This window comes from Streptomyces sp. NPDC059696, assembly GCF_042733745.1.
Taxonomy (GTDB): Bacteria; Actinomycetota; Actinomycetes; order Streptomycetales; family Streptomycetaceae; genus Streptomyces.
In genome coordinates this window covers 90731-108945 of the sequence record NZ_JBHWFG010000021.1, presented here as the reverse complement: position 1 = coordinate 108945, position 18215 = coordinate 90731, and the positions used below count along the sequence as shown (strand labels likewise).

The following is an 18215-nucleotide window of genomic DNA, read 5'->3' as shown; positions in this document are numbered from 1 at the left end:
CGCGGCACATCAGCATGCGGCCTCACCGGTCCCAGGTTTCCTCGCACGCGTGTCCGGCGGGGTCGTCGCCTCCGGGCCGGCCGGCAGGCGAGGGCCGTGATCCGTCCTGCCGGGCCGAACTCCGGTGACCGCCGCCGGTTCCGGCCCCTGCCGGAACCAGGGTGACTGCCACCCGCCACCCGGACTGCTCCGGGGAGACTGACGGGCGACGGCCCCTGGGTTCCTATCGCTTGCTGCCGTTCCCGTGTCCGTCGGGGTGCAGGACCACCTTGGTCCAGCCCTCGTCGCGGGCATCGAAGTGCTCGTAGCCGGTGGGGGCTTCGTCCAGGCCGAGTTCGTGGGAGACGACGAAGCTCGGCTTCGCCTTCCCACCGGCGATCAGGTCCCGCAGCGCCCGGTTGTACCTCTTCACCGGGGCCTGGCCGGTGCCCATGCGCTGGCCCTTGAACCACATCATGCCGAAGTCGATCGGCACCTTGCCCTGCGCCTCCAGCTCGCTCTGGGCCTCCGCGCCGCCGGGATCCTCGGGCAGGAACACGCCCACCACGCCGAGGTGGCCCGTGAACCTGACCGAGTCGATGAGTCCGTTGAGCGTGAGGCTGGCGTCCTCGTGACCCTCGGGGTCGTGTGCCTGGTAGCCGACGCATTCACAGCCGTTGTCGGCGCCCAGACCGAGGGTGGCCTCCTTGACGACCTCCGCCGGGTCCTGCTCGGCGGTGTTGATCGGGATGGCCCCGATCTCCTCCGCCTTGCGCAGCCGGTCGGGCTGGTGGTCGGCCACCCAGACGCGGCCGGCGCCCTTGAGGATGGCGGAGTAGGCCGCCATCAGCCCGACCGGACCGGCCCCGTAGACGATGGTCTGGTCGCCCGGCTTGACGTCGGCCATCTCGGTGGCGTGGTAACCGGTGGGGAAGATGTCGGCGAGCATCACGTAGTCGGTCTGCCGCTCGGCGGCGTCCTCGCCCAGGCGCAGCGCGTTGAAGTCTCCGTAGGGCACACGCAGCAGCTCTGCCTGGCCGCCCTGGTAGGGGCCCATGTCGGCGAAGCCGTAGGCGGCTCCGGCGAGGGCCGGTTCCGGCTGCATGGTCAGGCAGTAGTTGGTCAGCCCTCGCTCGCACTGCTTGCAGAAGCCGCAGGCGATGTTGAAGGGCAGCACCACGTACTCGCCGACCTGGACCTTGCGCACGGCCGGGCCGACCTCCACGACCTGGCCCATGTTCTCGTGTCCCAGCGTGCGGCCGGACTCGAACGAGGTGCGGCCCTCGTACATGTGCAGGTCGGAACCACAGATGTTGGTGGTGGTGATCTTGACGATGATGTCGCAGGGGTGCTCGATCTTCGCGTCCGGTACGTCCTTCACCGCGACCGTTCGCGGGCCTTCGTATACCGCTGCTTTCATGATGGCAACCTCTCGGTGTCGCGGCATGACCGCACCATGGCGGTGCTGGAGACGGCGCGAAGAGCCTCGCTCCCGGGAGTTGAAGGCGTGGGAGTCGGTGGGACGCGGTCCGTGGCTCCGGCATGCCGCTGCGGGGCGTTCACCCGGATCGGGTGCAACGGCGCCGTCGGCGGCTTGCGACACTGAGCGCCGGTGCCCCGGCGGCGTGCCGACCGGGTCCCCGTCGGCCCCGGTGCGAAACGAGCACGCACGCATCGATCAGCGAAATCTTCCCTCCGGGAACCACCGTCTACCGCCGTATCTCCGGCTCGGACCCCGGCTGGTCGTCCTGGTCGTCCTGGTCGTCCTGGAGCCTCTGGCGGCGTTCCTGTTCACGCTTGGAATAGGCGGCTGCCCGGATCGCCTCGTCACTCTCCAAGCCCGATCCCAGCGCGCCACCCACGGTGGCGACCGAAGCGACGAACCAGGCCAGCGTCCAGTACTCCTCGGCGTGCAGTGGAGTTCGTGTCACGGCGGTGAAAGCTTTGTCGTTGAGGATGAACAGCGCCCACACCCAGTTGATGACCAGCAGACCCACGTAGCAGACGATCACGCCGATACCGACGGTGACGACCGTCGAGGCGTTGTACAGCCGCGCCCTCTGCCTCGCCTCCGGCGAGCTTCCTTCGGATCGATGCCACAGCTCCGCGTCGATGATCAGCCAGCCGATCATGATCGCGACGGATCCGACCGTGGCGATCACGAGGCGTGGCGTGCTGAGGGACGCGGCCAGGGTCCAGACGGTGGAGTTCACGGTGGCGACCGCTCCCGTGGCGAGCGCGGCCGCCAGGGCTTTCGACAAGCCGGGCACCAACCGCCACGGGCGGTTGGCGCGGACCATGCCGGCGAGCACCCGCAGGTAACCGCGCGGCCCGCCGACGACGTACCGGAGATCCTCGGTCTCCTTCTCACCGGTGCGGCCCGGGTCAACAGGCGCGAGACGTTCGGCGGAGGATCCCGGAAGCGGCTGGCTTCCCGGAGGTCCTTCATCCCCGTTGACTCGCGGACCCGCCAAGCCGAGCACGGCTTCTTCGACGGCCCGCCGGGCCCTCGTCTGCAGCCGCACTCCTCCCAGTGAGGGCAGAGAGAGCAGCGCCAAGCCCTGCTCGTGATTCAGGTTCACAGCGAGCTTGCGCCCATCTGAGTGCAGCGGAAGGTCGGTGAGGGCCACGACGATGTCCCAATTCTCCGCACGACCGCGGTTCTTGATCCTGCGCATCAAGGTGGGCGGGTCCTCCGTCCCCGAGGTGAAGGGCTCACTGACCACCTCGACGTCGAATCGCCGCCCCTGGCCCGACTTGTCGGCGAGCCGATCAGAAAGTGTCCGGGCCATGCGCCGCGCGATCTCCGTCGGCGTGTCCGGATCCGCCAGGAGAGCCACGACCGTAACGCCCTGAGACGACACCTGCATGATCGGACCTTCCTCGTCGGCTGCCCCGTCGGTCCCGAGTGCCCACGGACGTCGCCGCGGTAACGTCCACGCCATCTGACACACCGGCCTCCGCGCGGACGCATGGGCCTGGCAGGGCGAGAGAGGGAGGCCGATTGGCCCCGGCATGCGCATGCGTTCGCGCGCCCCCATCGGCCAGGCTGACGGGGAAGCCCAGGGGCCGGCAGACACCCGGCCCCGCAGCCGGAGGTTGCCGTCATGACTGTGATGTCCATCGCCAGATTCGAGAGGTTCTTTCGCGCGGCCGCAGGACTGGACGTCGACAAGAACGATCTCAAGCGCTACAGCGACTTCGTGGACGACAAGCTCTACGATCTGCTGACCGTCGCCCAGGCCACGGCCAAGGCCAACGGGCGCGACATCATCCGGACCAGTGACCTGCCGATCACGAAAGGCCTGCAGGAGAGCATTCACCGCTTCCGGAAGCTCGACCAGGAGGTGGAACTCAAGCCGATCCTGGAACAGCTCGCCACCCATCCCGCCCTGGACCGCACGCCCGACGAGGAGACCGAGGCGGCCTATCCGGAGATCATCGGCGGACTCAGCCTGGCCCTTGCCCACAGCTTCAAGATCCTCCACCCGGACCTGAAGAACCCCCAGACCCAGCACTGGGACGAGGCTCGAGCCGTCTTCGACCTCCTGCTGTGACCCGAAAGCACGGACAGGAACGTGTCCGTGGGGCCCGGTGAGCGGCTGCTGGATGAACGGGCCTACCGCACCGACTCCCTCCGAGTGGAGGAAACCCCCACCGGAGGGCCGAACATGGGCTGCCCCGTTGCCGGGGAGCCGAGCGGCTGGGCGATGCGAGTGAGCAATTCGGCCTGGAGCGCTTCACCGACCACATCATCCGGGCGTCACCGACCACATCATCCGGTCGACCGCGGCAGGCTCAGTCCGCGAGGTCGGCCTTTCCGAACAGGACCGCGTAACTCGACGGGAGTTGGCTGATGATCTGGTTCAGTTCTCCGCCCGTCACGGCGTCGGCGACGGTGGTCAGGACCGCGCTGGCGTCCCACTGCGCCGTACGCGGCCGGGCACCCGTGCGCTCGGCGACCCGGCGGTAGAACTCCTCGATCCCGAAGCTCCGCGTCTGCTGGGGCGTTACCTGGTGGAGAACCTGTCTCAGCGGGCCGGGCAGCTGGGATGCGAGGTCCTTGACCTCTCCCGGGGTGATCCGCTGGGCCAGTACTTCCAGCACGGCGTTGGTGACGTCCGCGGCTTCGCCCTGGTCCTTGTACTCGCCTCGCTCGCGTACGTGGGCGAGGAATCCGTCGTACTTCATCGCTGCCTCCTTCTGCCCCGGCCACCGCCCCGGTGGAGGTCCTGCCATGCCTCGCGGTTCCGGACGGGGGTCCGGAACCGCGGTGTTCGCGTCTCAGCCGCTGCCGCCGGCGCTTTCACTCGTCTCGCTGATCTCGACGTGGCGGGGCTTTGCGACCTCGGCCTTGGGGACGGTGATGGTGAGCACCCCGTCCGACATCTGCGCACTGATCTTCTCGGTGTCGACCTCTCCGGGCAGCCGCAGCCGGTACTCGAAGGCTCCCGTGCGGCGGGTGCTCCGTCGCAGGACACCCTTGCGTTCCTTCTCCTTGATCTCTCCGGTGACCACCAGCTCCTGGCCGTTCGCCTCGACGTCGATGTCCTTGCTCTTGACGCCGGGGAGTTCGATCTCGATGCGGAAGCTGTCGTCGGACTCCGTGACGTCCGCCAGGGGTGTCCACACCACTGCGGGCGCCGCACCTCCCACCGTGGATTCGATCAGTCCGCTCATCTCGCTGAGCAGCTGGTCGAACTCCGTCAGCGGATTGCGTGCCCAGCCGAGCGGCCTGGCCTGCACTGCGGCACCCCGTTGGTGCCGGACCGGCGTAGTCATTCCCATCGCCTCCTTCTCCTTCTCGTGATCTCGTCTCTCTTCGGGGTCATCCGAGCCAAGCGGACTCCTTCGGACGGGTACGCGGGGAGGTGTCGGTGCCGCCGGGCGCGGCCGAGTGGCCCAGGTAGCGGTGCACGAAGTGGATGCTCATCGCGCCTTCGCCGACCGCGGAGGCCACGCGTTTCACCGAGCCGCTGCGCACGTCGCCGGCGGCGAACACGCCGGGCAGGCTGGTCTCCAGCGTCAGGCAGTCGCGGCCCTGGCTCTGCCACAGTCCGGGCGCGGAACAGGCCTGTGCCTCCGCCCCGGTGAGCACGAAGCCGCGCGCGTCGAGGGCGAGCGCGTCGGACAGCCACTCGGTGTGCGGCTCGGCGCCGGTGAAGACGAACAGGGCCCGCACCTCGAGCTGCCGGTGCTCCCCCGTACGGTGGTCGACCACGGTGACCGCCTCCAGCACCTTGTCGCCGAGTGCCTCGGTCACCTCGGTGTACAGCAGCACGCGCACCCGCGGGTGGCGCTCGATCTGATCGATCAGGTAGCGGGACATGTGTGCCTCGAGGCTCGGCCCGCGGACGAGCAGATACACCTGCGGTGCGTACCCGGCCAGGAAGAGGACGGCCTGACCCGCCGAGTTGCCGCCGCCGATGACGGCCACCGGGTCGGTGCGGCACTTCTGGGCCTCGTAGACGGTCGCCGAGTAGTGGACGCTCGTTCCCTCCAGACGTTCGATGCCGGGCGCGTGGAGGCGGCGGTAGCGGGCGCCGGTGGCCAGGACGACGGCGCGGGCGGTGATCTCGCTGCCGTCGGCGAACCCGACGGCGTAGTGGCCGTCCCGCGGTTCGAGGCGGGTCGCCTCCGCCGGGACGCTGATCCGGGCGCCGAACTTCTCCGCCTGGAGCACCGCGCGGTCGGTCAGTTCGGCGCCGGAGATGCCGGAGGGGAAACCGAGCAGATTCTCGATCCGGGACGACGTCCCGGCCTGGCCGCCGGTGGCCAGCACCTCGACCAGGGTCGTGCCGAGACCCTCCGAGGCGGCGTTCACCGCGGCGGCGAGGCCGGCGGGTCCGGAGCCGACGATGAGGAGATCGCCGTGGTGGTTGCCCGCAGGCAACGAGGGCAGGCCGATGAGCCGGGCCAGTTCCGCGTTGCTGGGGTTGCGCAAGAGCGTGGTGTCCCGCCAGATGACGATCGGTGTCTCTTCCGGGCCTACGCCGAAGCGGCGCAGCAGCTCCTCGGCCTCCTCGTCGGTCTCCAGGTCGATCCAGCGGTACGGCAGCCGGTTGCGGGCGGCGAACTCGCGCAGCCGCCGGGTGTCGGGCGAATAGCGCGAGCCGACGATGCGGAAACCGGCGCCCTGCCCGACGAGCAGGGCACGGCGGCCGAGGCAGGCGCGCAGCACCAGATCACCGAGGACGGAATCCCGGGTCACCAGGTCACGCAGCTGGTCCATGGACAGGACGAGGACCTCACCGGGGTCCCTGACCGTGGCGGTGTAGAAGGCCACCTGCCCGTTCAGGAGGCCGAGTTCGCCGATGAAGCGGCCGGGGCCGTGCACCCGCAGCAGACGTTCGTCGGGCGTGCCGTAGTCCTCGACGATGGCGACCGAGCCGCTGAGGACGACGTAGAACGTCTCGCACCGCTCCCCCTCCCGGATCAGCACCTCGCCGGCGTCGACCTCGCGCCGCCGGCCATGCTGCGCCAGGCGGTCCATCTGGTCCTCGGGCAGGCGGGGATAGGCGCCGTAGATGTCGGCGGTCTCGAAGGGGACGCTCTCCTCCGTCTCGTCCGGCACCTGCGCCGCGCTCGGCCGCGTCTCGTCGCCGGGCATCACACGAACGCCTCGTGGACGAAGCACCACCGCCAGTTCTCACCGGGCTCGAACGACGCCGCGATCGGATGGCCGTCGGCGGCGGCGTGACGGCGCGCGTGCCGGTTCGGCGAGGAGTCGCAGCAGCCGACGTGGCCGCAGGTCAGGCAGAGCCGCAGGTGGACCCACGGGGAGCCGAGCTGCAGACACTCCTGACACCCTTCGGGGGTCAGTGGCTGGACCGGCCGGACGAGCGCCAGGTGGGGGTCGGTGCGTACGGTCATGGCTGTTCACCCTTTCCCGGCCGGTTCGCGGCCGGCGATCGACTGTTCCACCCACCGCCGCAGGGCAGGGGCGGGTGCGGCACCCGCCTGCCGGGCGATGGTCTGCCCCTTGTCGAGGACCAGCAGCGTCGGTACCGCCTGGACCTCGAACCGCTGCGCCAGGCGCGGGTTCTTGTCGATGTCGACCTTGACCAGCTTGACCTTTCCGGCGAGATCGGTGGCGACCTTCTCCAGCTCGGGGCTCACCATGCGGCAGGGGCCGCACCAGGTGGCCCACAGGTCGACGACGACGGGCACGGTGGCCTGCTCGACGACCTCGGTGAAGTCGTCGTCGCCCGCCTCGGCCATCCAGGGCAGAGGCTGCTTGCAGTTGGCGCACCGGGGGCGGCCCTCGGCTGCCACGGGCACCCGGTTGGTGCGCCCGCAGTGCGGGCAGGTGACGTTGGTGGCTTGCACGGTACTCATGCCGCCTTCGCTCCCTTCACGTCCTCGGGCTCCTCATAGGTGACGACCAGCTCTCCGTGCTGGGCGTCGACACGGACCGTCGCGCCGTCCTGGACGTCGCCGCGCAGGAGGGCGCGTCCGACCAGCGTCTCGACCTCGTGGGAGATGTAACGCCGCAGCGGCCGGGCCCCGTACACCGGGTCGTAACCTTGGTGGGCGATCAACTCCCGGGCCGACTCGGTGAGTTCGACGGCGATGCGGCGCTCGGCGAGGCGGCGGCGCAGTTCGTCGAACTGCAGCTCCACGATCCGCTCGATCTGCCGCTCACCGAGCGGCTTGAACAGCACGATGTCGTCGACGCGGTTGAGGAACTCCGGGCGGAAGTGCCCGCGCAGCTCGCCCATCACCAGGGCGCGGGCGTCCGGCTTGATCTCGCCCTCGGCGGTGACGCCGTCGAGGAGGTGCTCGGAGCCGATGTTGGACGTCATGATGATCACGGTGTTGCGGAAGTCGACGGTGCGGCCCTGGGCGTCGGTGATGCGGCCGTCGTCGAGGATCTGCAACAGGGTGTTGAAGACGTCGGTGTGCGCCTTCTCGATCTCGTCGAACAGGACGACCGAGTACGGCTTGCGGCGCACGGCCTCGGTGAGCTGGCCGCCTTCCTCGTAGCCGACGTATCCGGGCGGGGCGCCCATCAGCCGGCTGACGGTGTGCCGCTCCTGGTACTCGCTCATGTCGAGGCGGACCATGTTCTCCTCGGAGTCGAACAGGGCCGCCGCGAGGGTCTTGGCCAGCTCGGTCTTCCCGACGCCGGTCGGGCCGAGGAAGATGAACGAGCCGATGGGGCGGCGCGGATCCCGGATGCCGGAGCGAGCGCGGATGATGGCGTCGGCGACGAGCTTGACCGCCTCGTCCTGGCCGATGACGCGCTCGCGCAGGATCTCGTCGAGGCGCAGCAGCTTCTCGCGTTCGCCCTCCTGGAGCCGGGCGACGGGAACGCCGGTCCAGGCGGCGACGATCTCGGCGATCTCCTCCTCGGTGACGACCTCGCGCAGCAGCCGGTTCTCCCCCTGCTTGGCGGCCAGTTGTTCCTCCTCGGCCTTCAGCCGGCGCTCCAGGTCCTGGAGGCGGCCGTAGCGGAGTTCGGCGGCGCGGTTGAGGTCGTAGGCGCGTTCCGCCTCCTCCGCCTCGTGGCGGACCTGTTCCAGTTCCTGGCGCAGCTCCTGCACGCGGCGGATGGCCTGCCGTTCGGCCTCCCACTGGGCGTGTTTGGCGTCGGCCTCGGCGCGCAGGTCGGCGAGTTCCTTGCGCAGTTCCTCCAGGCGGGTCCTGCTCGCGGGGTCGGTCTCCTTGGAGAGGGCGGCCTCCTCGATCTCCAGGCGGGTGACACGGCGGGTGATCTCGTCGAGTTCGGCGGGCATCGAGTCGATCTCGGTCCGCAGCCGGGCGCAGGCTTCGTCGACGAGGTCGATGGCCTTGTCGGGCAGGAACCGGTCGGTGATGTAGCGGTGGCTGAGGGTGGCCGCGGAGACCAGTGCGGTGTCCTGGATCTTCACGCCGTGGAAGATCTCCAGGCGTTCGCGCAGTCCGCGCAGGATGGAGATGGTGTCCTCCACGCTCGGCTCGTCGACCAGGACCTGCTGGAAGCGGCGTTCGAGGGCGGCGTCCTTCTCGATGTGCTTGCGGTACTCGTCGAGGGTCGTGGCACCGATCATGTGGAGTTCGCCGCGGGCGAGCATCGGCTTGAGCATGTTGCCCGCGTCCATGGCTCCTTCGGCGGCGCCCGCGCCGACGACGGTGTGGAGTTCGTCGACGAAGAGCAGGATGTGCCCCTGGGCCGCCTTCACCTCGGACAGCACGGCCTTGAGGCGTTCCTCGAACTCGCCGCGGTACTTGGCTCCGGCGACCAGAGAACCCATGTCGAGGGCGAACACGGTCTTGTCGCGCAGTCCTTCGGGCACGTCGCCGCGGACGATGCGCTGGGCGAGGCCCTCGACGATGGCGGTCTTGCCGACGCCTGGGTCGCCGATGAGGACGGGGTTGTTCTTGGTCTTGCGGCTGAGGATCTGGGTGACGCGGCGGATCTCGGCGTCCCGGCCGATGACCGGGTCGAGTTTGCCGTCCCTGGCCTCGGCGACCAGGTCGCGGCCGTACTTCTCCAGAGCCTCGTAGGCCACTTCGGGGTTGGCGGAGGTGACCCGCTGGTTGCCGCGGATCCGGGTCAGCGCGCTCAGGAACGAGTCCCGGGTGATGCCGTGCTCCTTGAGCAGGCGTCCGGCCGCGGTCGCCGAGCCCTCCTCGGCCAGGGCCAGCAGGAGGTGCTCCACGGACACGTACTCGTCCTTGAGGCGTTTGGCCTCCCGCTCGGCGGCGTCCAGCAGCCGGGACAGGCGCTGGGTGACGAACACCTGGCCCGGTGCCGCGCCCGGGCCGGTCACCTTGGGCCGGCGGGAAAGCTCCTCGCGCACCGCCGCACGGAGTTCCTCGGGGTCCCCGCCCGCCTGTTGCAGCAGCCGCGGGATCAGGCCGTCCTCCTGGTCGAGGAGCGCGAGCAGCAGATGCTCACCGTCGACCTCGGTCTGGCCCATGCCGATGGCGGCGGTCTGCGCCTCCTGGAGGGCTTCCTGTGACTTCTGGGTGAGACGGTTCATGTCCATGGGGGTGAGTCACTCCTCCTGCCGCGCTCGCGCAGTGCGGCTTCGAGCAGGCTGATGCGGTCGAGCAGGTCGAGCACCAGACCGATGGATGCGTAGTTGAGGCAGAGTCCTGAGCGCAGCCGCTGGACGCGGGCGAGGACCGCGGGAGCCGCAGGGTCGAACACCAGGTGCCCCGCGGCGTCGCGTTCGGCGTCGACCAGGCCGAGGGCGACGAACCGGCGGACCAGGTCGGGGTGCAGGCCCGCGCGGCGGGCCACGGTGTTCAAGGACAGCCTGGGTACGGGGACGAGCGCGTAGCGCACGGCCGTGGAACCGGTGCCCGTCCGTACGGGACGCCCGCCTGCGTCGGCCCGGGCGGTCCGGCCGCCGGTCGCAGCCCATGAGGGTCGGTCGCTCATCGCGTCCTCCTGGGGTCGTACGAAGAGGTGGCGGCGAGCTCCTCGAACAGCTCGCGCTCCCGGTCGCTGAGCTTGGGCGGCACCATGACGCGGAGTTCGGCGTAGAGGTTGCCGTCGGCACCGCGCGGGTTCGGCATGCCCTCGCCGCGCAGTCGCAGTCGCCGGCCGCTGGAGGAGCCCGCGGGCACTGTGACCTTGGCCGTGCCGCCGCCCGGGGTGGGCACCGGCACCGTCGCGCCCAGCGCGGCCTCCCAGGGGGTGACCGGAAGCTGTACGTGCACGTCCCGGCCGTCCAGGCGGAACTGGGGGTGCGGTTGGATGCGCACCCGCAGGTACAGATCCCCCGCGGCGGCGTCACCACTGCCCCGTCCGCCCTCGCCCGCCAGGCGGATGCGCTGCCCGTCGGTGACGCCGGGCGGCACGTCGACCTCGTACCGTCGCGGCTGCCCGGTGGGGCCGGCGAGCGTGACGGTGCGGCGGCCGCCCCGGTACGCCTCCTCGACGGTGAGCGGCAGCTCGGCCTCCTGGTCGGCCCCCGGTACACCGCCGGGGGCGCCGCCCGCTCCGAAGAACGAGCCGAACAGGTCCTCGATGTCGATGCCCTCCCCGGCGAAGTCGTCGCCGAAGCCGGTGTACCGGACACGGGGACCGCCCGCACCCGCGGTCCTGCGAGCGCGGAAGCCGCCGCCGGGTCCCGCACCGGCACCGACCCGCTCCTCCCAGTCCTCGGGCACCTTCCGGAAGTCCTCGCCGAAGCGGTCGTAGCGGGCCCGGGTCTTGGGGTCCGACAGGACGCTGTACGCCTCGTTGAGGTCCTTGAAGCGTTCCTCCGCTCCCGGGTCCTTGTTGACGTCGGGGTGGTACTTGCGGGCGAGTTTGCGATAGGCCTGCTGGATCTCGTCCTGGCTCGCGGTCCGTGACACGCCCAGCACGTCGTAGAAGTCCTGTGCCATGACCGGTCACTCCCGCTTCGCGACCGTCACGGCGGCGGGCCTGAGCTGCCGTTCGCCGTCTCCGTAGCCCGGCCGCAGCACCTCGACGACCGTGCCCTGGGGGGCGTCGGGGGCCTGGACGACGCCGACCACCTCGTGCCGGGCCGGGTCGAAGGCGACGCCGGTCTCCGCGTGCCGGGGGTAGCCGAGCAGTTCGAGGACGTTCACCCCCTGGTCGCGGACCGCCCGGACGCCCTCCACGATCGCGCCCGGGTCGGATCCCGCGTGGGTCAGGGCGAGTTCGAGGTTGTCCAGGACGGGCAGGAAGGCGGCGGCCGTGCGGGACCGCTCGGCCGTCCGCTCCCGCTCCAGTTCCCTGGTGTGGCGCTTGCGGAGATTGTCGAGGTCGGCGAGCGCGCGCCGCCAGCGGTCCTCGAGTTCCTTGAGCTCGGCCGTGTGCTGGTCCTCGGACGGTGCGGGGCCTCCGGCCGCGTCGGGGCCGGGTGCCTCGCCTGTGCCGGGCCCCGGCCCGGCCGACGGGCTCGAGGGCGGCAGATCACCTCGGGGAGGGCGTGCGGCGCCCTCCGGAGCCGGGTCGGCCGGGTCCGGCACGGCCGGGTCGGATTCCCTGGGGTGGATCGGCATGGTGGTTCCTCAGTCCTTGTCGAACTCGGCGTCGATGACGTCGTCGTCACCGCCGCTCGGGCCGCCACCGGTCGCGCCGTCCCCGGTGGTGTCCTGGTCGGGACCGCCTGTGGTGGCGCCGGCCTGATGCGCCGCCAGCCCTGCCAGCACCTGCTGGAGTTCGGAGGTCAGGGGCCGCACCCGCTCCACGCCCGCCTCCTCCTTGACCGCCGCCCGGGCATCCGACACCAGCATCTCGGCGCGTGACCTCTCGTGCGCGGGAGCGGCGTCGCCGAGATCGGCGAGGAGCTTCTCCACCTGGTAGGCGACGGCGTCGAGCTCGTTGCGGGCGTCGACGGCCTCGCGCAGGGCCTTGTCCTCGCCCTGGTTGCGCTCGGCCTCCTGGACCATGCGTTCGACCTCGCCGCGGTCGAGGTTGGAGCTCTCGGTGATGGTGATGCCCTGTTCCTTGCCGGTGTCCTGGTCGCGGGCCTTGACGTTGAGAATGCCGTTGGCGTCGACGTCGAAGGTGACCTCGATCTGCGGTTCGCCGCGCGGCGCCGGGCGGATGTCGGTGAGCTGGAAGCGGCCGAGCACCCGGTTGTCGGCGGCCCGTTCGCGCTCGCCCTGGAGGACGACGATGTCGACGGCGGGCTGGTTGTCCTCGGCGGTGGAGAAGGTCTCGGTGCGGCGCACGGGAATGGTGGTGTTCCGCTCGATGATCTTCGTCATCACGCCGCCCCGGGTCTCGACACCCAGCGACAGGGGCGTGACGTCGAGCAGCAGGACATCCTTGACCTCGCCCTTGAGCACCCCGGCCTGGATCGCGGCACCCAGGGCCACGACCTCGTCGGGGTTGACGCTCATGTTGGGTTCCTTGCCGCCGGTCAGCCGGCGCACGAGGGCCTGGACGGCGGGGATGCGGGTGGAACCACCGACGAGGATGACCTCGTCGATGTCGCTCTCGCCGACCTTGGCGTCGGCCATGGCCTGCTTGACCGGTTCCAGGCACCGCTCCACCAGGTCGCTGGTGATCTGCTCGAACGTGGACCGCATGACCGAGTCGGTGAGGTGCTTGGGGCCCGAGGCGTCGGCGGTGATGAACGGCAGGCTGACCTGTGTCTGCGTCACCGAGCTCAGCTCGGTCTTGGCCTTCTCCGCCGCTTCGAACAGGCGTTGCAGGGCCTGCGGGTCCTTGCGCAGGTCGATGCCGTTCTCCTTCTGGAAGTCGTCCGCGAGGTAATCGACCAGACGCCGGTCGAAGTCGTCACCGCCCAGGTGACTGTCGCCCGCCGTGGAGCGCACCTCCACCACGCCGTCGCCGACGTCGAGGATGCTCACGTCGAAGGTGCCGCCGCCCAGGTCGAAGACGAGGACGGTCTCGTGCTCCTTCTTGTCCATGCCGTACGCGAGGGCGGCCGCGGTCGGCTCGTTGATGATCCGCAGTACTTCCAGTCCCGCGATCCGCCCGGCGTCCTTGGTGGCGGTGCGCTGGGCGTCGTTGAAGTAGGCGGGCACGGTGATCACCGCCTCCGTGACCCGTTCCCCGAGCTGCTTGGAGGCGTCGTCGGCGAGTTTGCGCAGCACCTGGGCGCTGATCTCCTCGGGGGCGTAGAGCTTGTCGCGCACCTTGAAGCGGGCGACGCCGCCCGGGCCCTCGACGACGTCGTACGCCACCGCCTTGGCCTCGTCCGAGATCTCGTCGAAGTGCCGGCCGATGAACCGCTTGGCCGAGTAGATGGTGCCCTTGGGGTTGAGGATCGCCTGACGCCGGGCCAGCTGGCCCACCAGCCGTTCCCCGGTGTCGGTGAAGGCCACCACGGACGGTGTCGTGCGGTTGCCTTCGCTGTTGGGCACGACGGAGGCTTCGCCGCCCTCCCACACGGCGATCACCGAGTTCGTGGTGCCCAGGTCGATGCCCACTGCCTTGGCCATGAGGAACTCCTCCCGGTGCGGCGGCATGCGCCGCGCCTGCGGTCCGATCGTTCATGTATGCGCGGGACGTCCGCCCGTGCCGGTGGTCTTCCGCAGCCCGCCGAGCAGCCGTACGGCCTCGTCGGCGACCGCTTCGTCCGCGACGACGTCGTAGCGGCTCGGTTCCATCGAGCGCACCGAGGCGAAGTCCCGGCGGCCGCCCTGCAGGGCGTACAGCAGCAGACCGAACAGCGCGCCCACGATCGCCCCGAAAATCAGGCCGTAGAGGGCGACGAGCAGGGCGGAGACGAGCGGGTCCACCCAGTCGAGCAAGCCGAAGAGCCAGCCGATCAGCGCACCGGGAAGGGCTCCGCTCGCCGCTCCGTGCAGGGCGGCCCGGCCGTAGTCCATACGTCCGACGACCTGCTCGACGAGGCGGACGTCCTGGCCGATGATGGCCACCCTCTCCACGGGAAACCCCTGGTCCGAGAGGTGATCGACGGCGCGTTCGGCTTCCTGGTACGTCTGGTACGTGGCAACGGGCCTGCGAGGCTGTTCGGTCATCGCCCAGTCCTTCCTGCCGGTACGCACGGCGCGCCCCCGGCACGAACCCAGATTCGCGAACCGGGCAGCTGTGCGCCTGCGCCCGGCAGGTCAAAGAACGACGGAGCCCGTCCGCCCGGGAGCACGAGGCGAGCACTCCGAAGCCCTCGGGTGAGTTCCGGTCGTAGAGGGGTACACGACTTCCGGCCACCTAGGCGAGGGTTCCGGAAAGGGCGTGATCCGCATGGTCGGCCGCTGGGCACGAAGCATGCACCGGGGCCGCCCCGGCCAGGCAGGCAGCCCTCCACGGAGCCGTCCCGGGCGGTACCCGGCACCCTCCTGGAAGGGGTCCCGCCCGGACCTTCCCAGCGCGGCCGACCCGGCCTCCCACGCACTGCTGGCAGTCTCCCGCGCCCTGTTCGACGCCCGGAACGAGGGCGAGATCCTGCGCCTGGCCATGGACCACGTGTCGGCCGTCGGCCCGTACAGGGCCGAGGCCGGATACCTCAGGGTGCACGGCCAGCTGGTCCCCGGCCCGCAGGGCGGGCCGGGCCCCGCGGCAGCCGTCGACCGGAGGGTGCGAGAGCTGACGGGGCGGGACGGCCCCGTGACCGTTCCCGGGCGGTCACGGGGCCGGGCTCTGGCCCTGCACGGTCCCGGTGGACTGCACGGCTACCTCGTGGTGACGTCCAGCTCCCGGCCCACCCAGGCCCAGCACGTCCTGCTCGCCGTGCTGGTACGTCTCACCGCCGCGGCCCTGTCGGTCGCCGTCGCGCACCGCGGTCGGCAGGAGGACGCGCTGGAGCTGCACCGGCTGCGACGAGAACGAGCGACCCTCCAGCAGCACCTGGTCTCCCTCGTGGTCAGGGCGGGCTATCAGCGGGCCGTGCACGAGGCCCTCGCCGAGGTCGCGGCCTCGGGCGGCGGCGAACACGCCATCACCGGTGCGCTTCATCAGCTCACCGGCTTTCCCGTGCTCGTGGAGGACCGCTTCGGCCGACTGCGCTCCTGGTCCGGTCCCGGCCGGCCCGACCCCTATCCGGAACCGGACCCCGCACGCCATGCGGAGATGCTCCAGGAGGTCGCCCGGCGAGGCGGACCTGTACGCGTCAAGGACCGGCTGATCTCCCTGGTACACCCCCGCGGTGAGGTCCTCGGAGTCCTGGCCGTGGTCGACCCCGGGGGCGACGCCGACGAGTACACCTTGTTCGCGCTGGAGCACGCCGCCACGTCACTCGCCCTGGAACTGTCGCACCTGCGCCATCTGGCCGGGGTGGAGCTGCGACTACGCCGCGAACTGGTCGACGATCTTCTGGCGGGCACGGACGAGGTGAGCGCCTACGCCCGGTCCGAGGCGTTCGGTCACGACCTGCACCGCATCCAGTACGTGGTCGTGGTGCAGTGGAGGAGCCAGGTCTCCGACGACGCTTTCGCGCGCACCGTGGGCCGGGCGGCGACGGCCGTGGGCATGCGGTCACTGGTGACTCGGCGCTCCGGCCACGTGGTCCTGGTCGCCGAGGGCAGGCCCGACGACCACGCCTTGTACGAGGCACTCGCCCGGGAGACCGGAACCGACGGGACGATCGGGGTGAGCGCCCGCTGCGACACCCCGGACGGTATCCCCGGCCGCTACCAGGAGGCACTGCGGGCCCTGGACGTACGCCTGCGGTCCCGAAGCCGGTACGGCACGACGTTCTTCGACGACCTGGGCCTCTATCGCATCCTGGGCCCCGGGAACGACTACCAGGAGCTGGAGGGGTTCGTTCGGGAATGGCTCGGACAACTCGTCGACTACGACGGTCTGCACCGTGCGGCGCTCGTGGAGACCCTGTCCCGGTACTTCGACTGCGGCGGCAACTACGCCGAGACCGCCGAGTCCCTCATGATCCACCGCAGCACGCTGCGCTACCGGCTCCAGCGCATCCGTGAGATCAGCGGCCGTGACCTGACGAACGTGGAGGACCGCCTCAACCTGCAGGTCGCGACCCGGGTGTGGAAGATCATGCTGGGCGGACCCGGCTGAAGCCGCTCCTGGGGTCAACCGAGCATCCTCGTCATCACCTCCTAGCGCCGCACCCTCGGCATCCCCAGCCCGATCCACGAGATGATCTCGCGCTGGATCTCGTTGTTGCCGCCGCCGAAGGTGAAGATGACGGCCGAGCGGTAACCGCGTTCCAGTTCGCCGTGCAGGACCGCACCGGCCGAGCCCTCCTTCAGGGCACCCGGGGCGGCGACGATCTCCATCAGCCAGGCGTAGGCCTCGCGCCGGGCCTCCGAGCCGTAGACCTTGACCGCGGAGGCGTCCTGCGGGGTGAGGGTGCCGTCCTGGACCGCGCCGACCATCCGCCAGTTGAGCAGTTTGAGCGCGTCGAGCCGGGCGTGGGTGCGGGCCAGCAGGCGGCGCACCCAGGGCAGGTCGGCGACGCGGCGGCCGTCGACGAGCTTGGTCTCCTGCGCCCAGCGCCGCACGTCGTGCAGGGCGCGGATCGCCATGGTGCCGTGGGCGGCCAGGGTGACGCGCTCGTGGTTGAGCTGGTTGGTGATCAGCCGCCAGCCCTGGTTCTCGGCGCCGACCCGGTGCGTAACGGGGACGCGCACGTTCTCGTAGTAACTGGCGGTGGTGTCGTGCGAGGCGAGGGTGTTGATGAGGGTGCAGGAGTAGCCGGGGTCGGTGGTCGGCACCAGGAGCATGGTGATGCCCTGGTGCGGCGGCGCGTCCGGGTCGGTGCGCACGGCCAGCCACACCCAGTCGGCCGTGTCACCGTTGGTCGTCCAGATCTTCTGGCCGTCGACGACGTAGTGGTCGCCCTGACGTACGGCCCGTGTGCGCAGGGACGCCAGGTCGGTGCCGGCGCCGGGCTCGCTGTAGCCGATGGCGAAGTCGATCTCGCCCGCGAGGATCCTGGGCAGGAAGTACGCCTTCTGCTCCTCGGTGCCGTACTGCATGATCGTCGGCCCGACGGTGTTCAGCGCCATGAGCGGCAGCGGGACACCGGCCTGGGCGGCCTCGTCGAAGAAGATGAACTGCTCCATGGCCGTCAGGCCGCGCCCGCCGTACTCCTGGGGCCAGCCGACACCGAGCCAGCCGTCGACACCGAGCTTCCGGATCGTCTCGCGGTAGAACCGCTTCTGGGCGGCCGGGTCGCCGTGCCGGGCGTAGGCGTGGTCCGGGACCAGTTCGGCGAAGTAGGACCGCAGTTCGGTGCGCAGCCGCAGTTGCTCGGGCGTGTATTCGAGGTGCACGGCGCCTCCAGGCTCCCCAGATCGGTCCTGTCGGCGCACACCGTAGAACGTGTTTCAGAAATTGGGAATGGTGCCGGCCCGTGGAATGGCGCCGGTCATTCGAGCGTGGCGAGGAAGTCCGTGCAGGCCCGCGCGCAGGCGCGGCACGCCGCCGCGGAGCCCTCCGCTCCCGGTTGCCGGTCGAAGACGTGGGCGGCCTCCAGGCACACGGTCCGGCACCACTCCACCTGGACCCGGATGGTGCCCTCGTCCACCTGGTTCTGCTCGGACAGCACACGGCAGGTCGCGTCGCAGACCTCCGCGCACATGATGCCCTTGCGTCGTACGAGTTCCTGGTTCTCGGTGCCGTCGGGATCCACGAGGCTGGCGCGCAGCGCGCACGCCCGCGCGCACTCCGTGCACGCCTGCGCACAGGCGAAACGGTCCTCCAGGAACCGGAACAGCTCCTGCTGGGATGTCGTCGAAGTCACATCGCGCGGGTAGCCCCGCTCGGCACCGGTCAAACCGGTGTTTCCGGCCGAGTACGGCGAGAGGGCGGGTTCATGGTGCCGGGTTCATGGTGCCGGGTTCATGGTGCCGGGTTCATGGTGCCGGGTTCATGGCGAGGT

At 70.4% G+C, this 18215-nt stretch carries 17 protein-coding genes; 2 read left to right on the top strand and 15 right to left on the bottom strand.

Going from position 1 to position 18215, the window contains the following annotated elements:
• Positions 1-223: 223 nt before the first annotated feature.
• Both ACFV20_RS23190 and ACFV20_RS23185 read right to left on the bottom strand, forming a co-directional pair.
• The gene (locus ACFV20_RS23190) at positions 224-1399 is read right to left on the bottom strand and encodes a glutathione-independent formaldehyde dehydrogenase (protein ID WP_385659284.1); all 1176 of its coding nucleotides are present in this window, start codon (positions 1397-1399) and stop codon (positions 224-226) included.
• A 289-nt stretch (positions 1400-1688) separates the two neighbouring features.
• Entirely contained in the window at positions 1689-3020 is a 1332-nt protein-coding gene (locus tag ACFV20_RS23185) for a hypothetical protein (RefSeq protein WP_385659282.1), read from the bottom strand.
• Between the two features lie 66 nt (positions 3021-3086).
• Between ACFV20_RS23185 and ACFV20_RS23180 the strand changes: the two genes are divergently transcribed.
• Entirely contained in the window at positions 3087-3536 is a 450-nt protein-coding gene (locus ACFV20_RS23180; protein ID WP_385659280.1) for a DUF1931 family protein, read from the top strand.
• Positions 3537-3777: 241 nt separating this feature from the next.
• Here the strand turns inward: ACFV20_RS23180 and ACFV20_RS23175 are convergent, their stop codons facing one another.
• From ACFV20_RS23175 to ACFV20_RS23125, 11 genes are all read right to left on the bottom strand, one after another.
• Positions 3778-4170 carry a DUF2267 domain-containing protein gene (locus ACFV20_RS23175; protein ID WP_385659278.1) on the bottom strand — a complete coding sequence of 131 codons (393 nt, stop codon included), beginning with the start codon at positions 4168-4170 and terminating at the stop codon, positions 3778-3780.
• Between the two features lie 93 nt (positions 4171-4263).
• Positions 4264-4761, bottom strand: a complete 498-nt coding sequence (locus tag ACFV20_RS23170; protein ID WP_385659277.1) for an Hsp20/alpha crystallin family protein — start codon at positions 4759-4761, stop codon at positions 4264-4266.
• Between the two features lie 46 nt (positions 4762-4807).
• Positions 4808-6589, bottom strand: coding sequence for an FAD-dependent oxidoreductase (locus ACFV20_RS23165; RefSeq protein WP_385659275.1), 1782 nt, complete (start codon positions 6587-6589; stop codon positions 4808-4810).
• Positions 6589-6852 (bottom strand): UBP-type zinc finger domain-containing protein, encoded by a 264-nt coding sequence (locus ACFV20_RS23160; protein ID WP_385659273.1) that lies wholly within the window; start codon positions 6850-6852, stop codon positions 6589-6591. Before ACFV20_RS23160 ends, ACFV20_RS23165 begins: the two co-directional genes overlap by 1 nt.
• A 6-nt stretch (positions 6853-6858) precedes the next feature.
• Positions 6859-7317 (bottom strand): thioredoxin, encoded by a 459-nt coding sequence (trxA, locus tag ACFV20_RS23155; RefSeq protein ID WP_385659272.1) that lies wholly within the window; start codon positions 7315-7317, stop codon positions 6859-6861.
• On the bottom strand, positions 7314-9953 hold the full coding sequence (gene clpB, locus ACFV20_RS23150; protein WP_385659270.1) for an ATP-dependent chaperone ClpB: 2640 nt from the start codon (positions 9951-9953) through the stop codon (positions 7314-7316). Before clpB ends, trxA begins: the two co-directional genes overlap by 4 nt.
• A complete protein-coding gene (locus tag ACFV20_RS23145; RefSeq protein WP_385659268.1) occupies positions 9944-10351 on the bottom strand; it encodes a chaperone modulator CbpM in 408 nt (135 codons plus the stop codon). The genes clpB and ACFV20_RS23145 overlap by 10 nt, the downstream gene beginning before the upstream one ends.
• Positions 10348-11304 (bottom strand): DnaJ C-terminal domain-containing protein, encoded by a 957-nt coding sequence (locus tag ACFV20_RS23140; protein ID WP_385659267.1) that lies wholly within the window; start codon positions 11302-11304, stop codon positions 10348-10350. Before ACFV20_RS23140 ends, ACFV20_RS23145 begins: the two co-directional genes overlap by 4 nt.
• Before the next feature lie 6 nt (positions 11305-11310).
• Complete coding sequence (gene grpE, locus ACFV20_RS23135) at positions 11311-11928, bottom strand: nucleotide exchange factor GrpE (protein ID WP_385659265.1); 618 nt, start codon at positions 11926-11928, stop codon at positions 11311-11313.
• Positions 11929-11937: 9 nt separating this feature from the next.
• The gene (dnaK, locus tag ACFV20_RS23130) at positions 11938-13842 is read right to left on the bottom strand and encodes a molecular chaperone DnaK (RefSeq protein WP_385659263.1); all 1905 of its coding nucleotides are present in this window, start codon (positions 13840-13842) and stop codon (positions 11938-11940) included.
• 51 nt (positions 13843-13893) lie between these two features.
• The gene (locus ACFV20_RS23125; protein WP_385659261.1) at positions 13894-14385 is read right to left on the bottom strand and encodes a general stress protein; all 492 of its coding nucleotides are present in this window, start codon (positions 14383-14385) and stop codon (positions 13894-13896) included.
• A 223-nt stretch (positions 14386-14608) separates the two neighbouring features.
• Here ACFV20_RS23125 and ACFV20_RS23120 point away from each other — a divergent pair, with 223 nt between their 5' ends.
• On the top strand, positions 14609-16387 hold the full coding sequence (locus tag ACFV20_RS23120; RefSeq protein WP_385659365.1) for a PucR family transcriptional regulator: 1779 nt from the start codon (positions 14609-14611) through the stop codon (positions 16385-16387).
• Positions 16388-16428: 41 nt separating this feature from the next.
• Here the strand turns inward: ACFV20_RS23120 and ACFV20_RS23115 are convergent, their stop codons facing one another.
• On the bottom strand, positions 16429-17607 hold the full coding sequence (locus tag ACFV20_RS23115) for an acyl-CoA dehydrogenase family protein (RefSeq protein WP_385659260.1): 1179 nt from the start codon (positions 17605-17607) through the stop codon (positions 16429-16431).
• A gap of 95 nt (positions 17608-17702) precedes the next feature.
• A complete protein-coding gene (locus tag ACFV20_RS23110) occupies positions 17703-18077 on the bottom strand; it encodes a ferredoxin (RefSeq protein WP_385659258.1) in 375 nt (124 codons plus the stop codon).
• Positions 18078-18215: the final 138 nt, after the last annotated feature.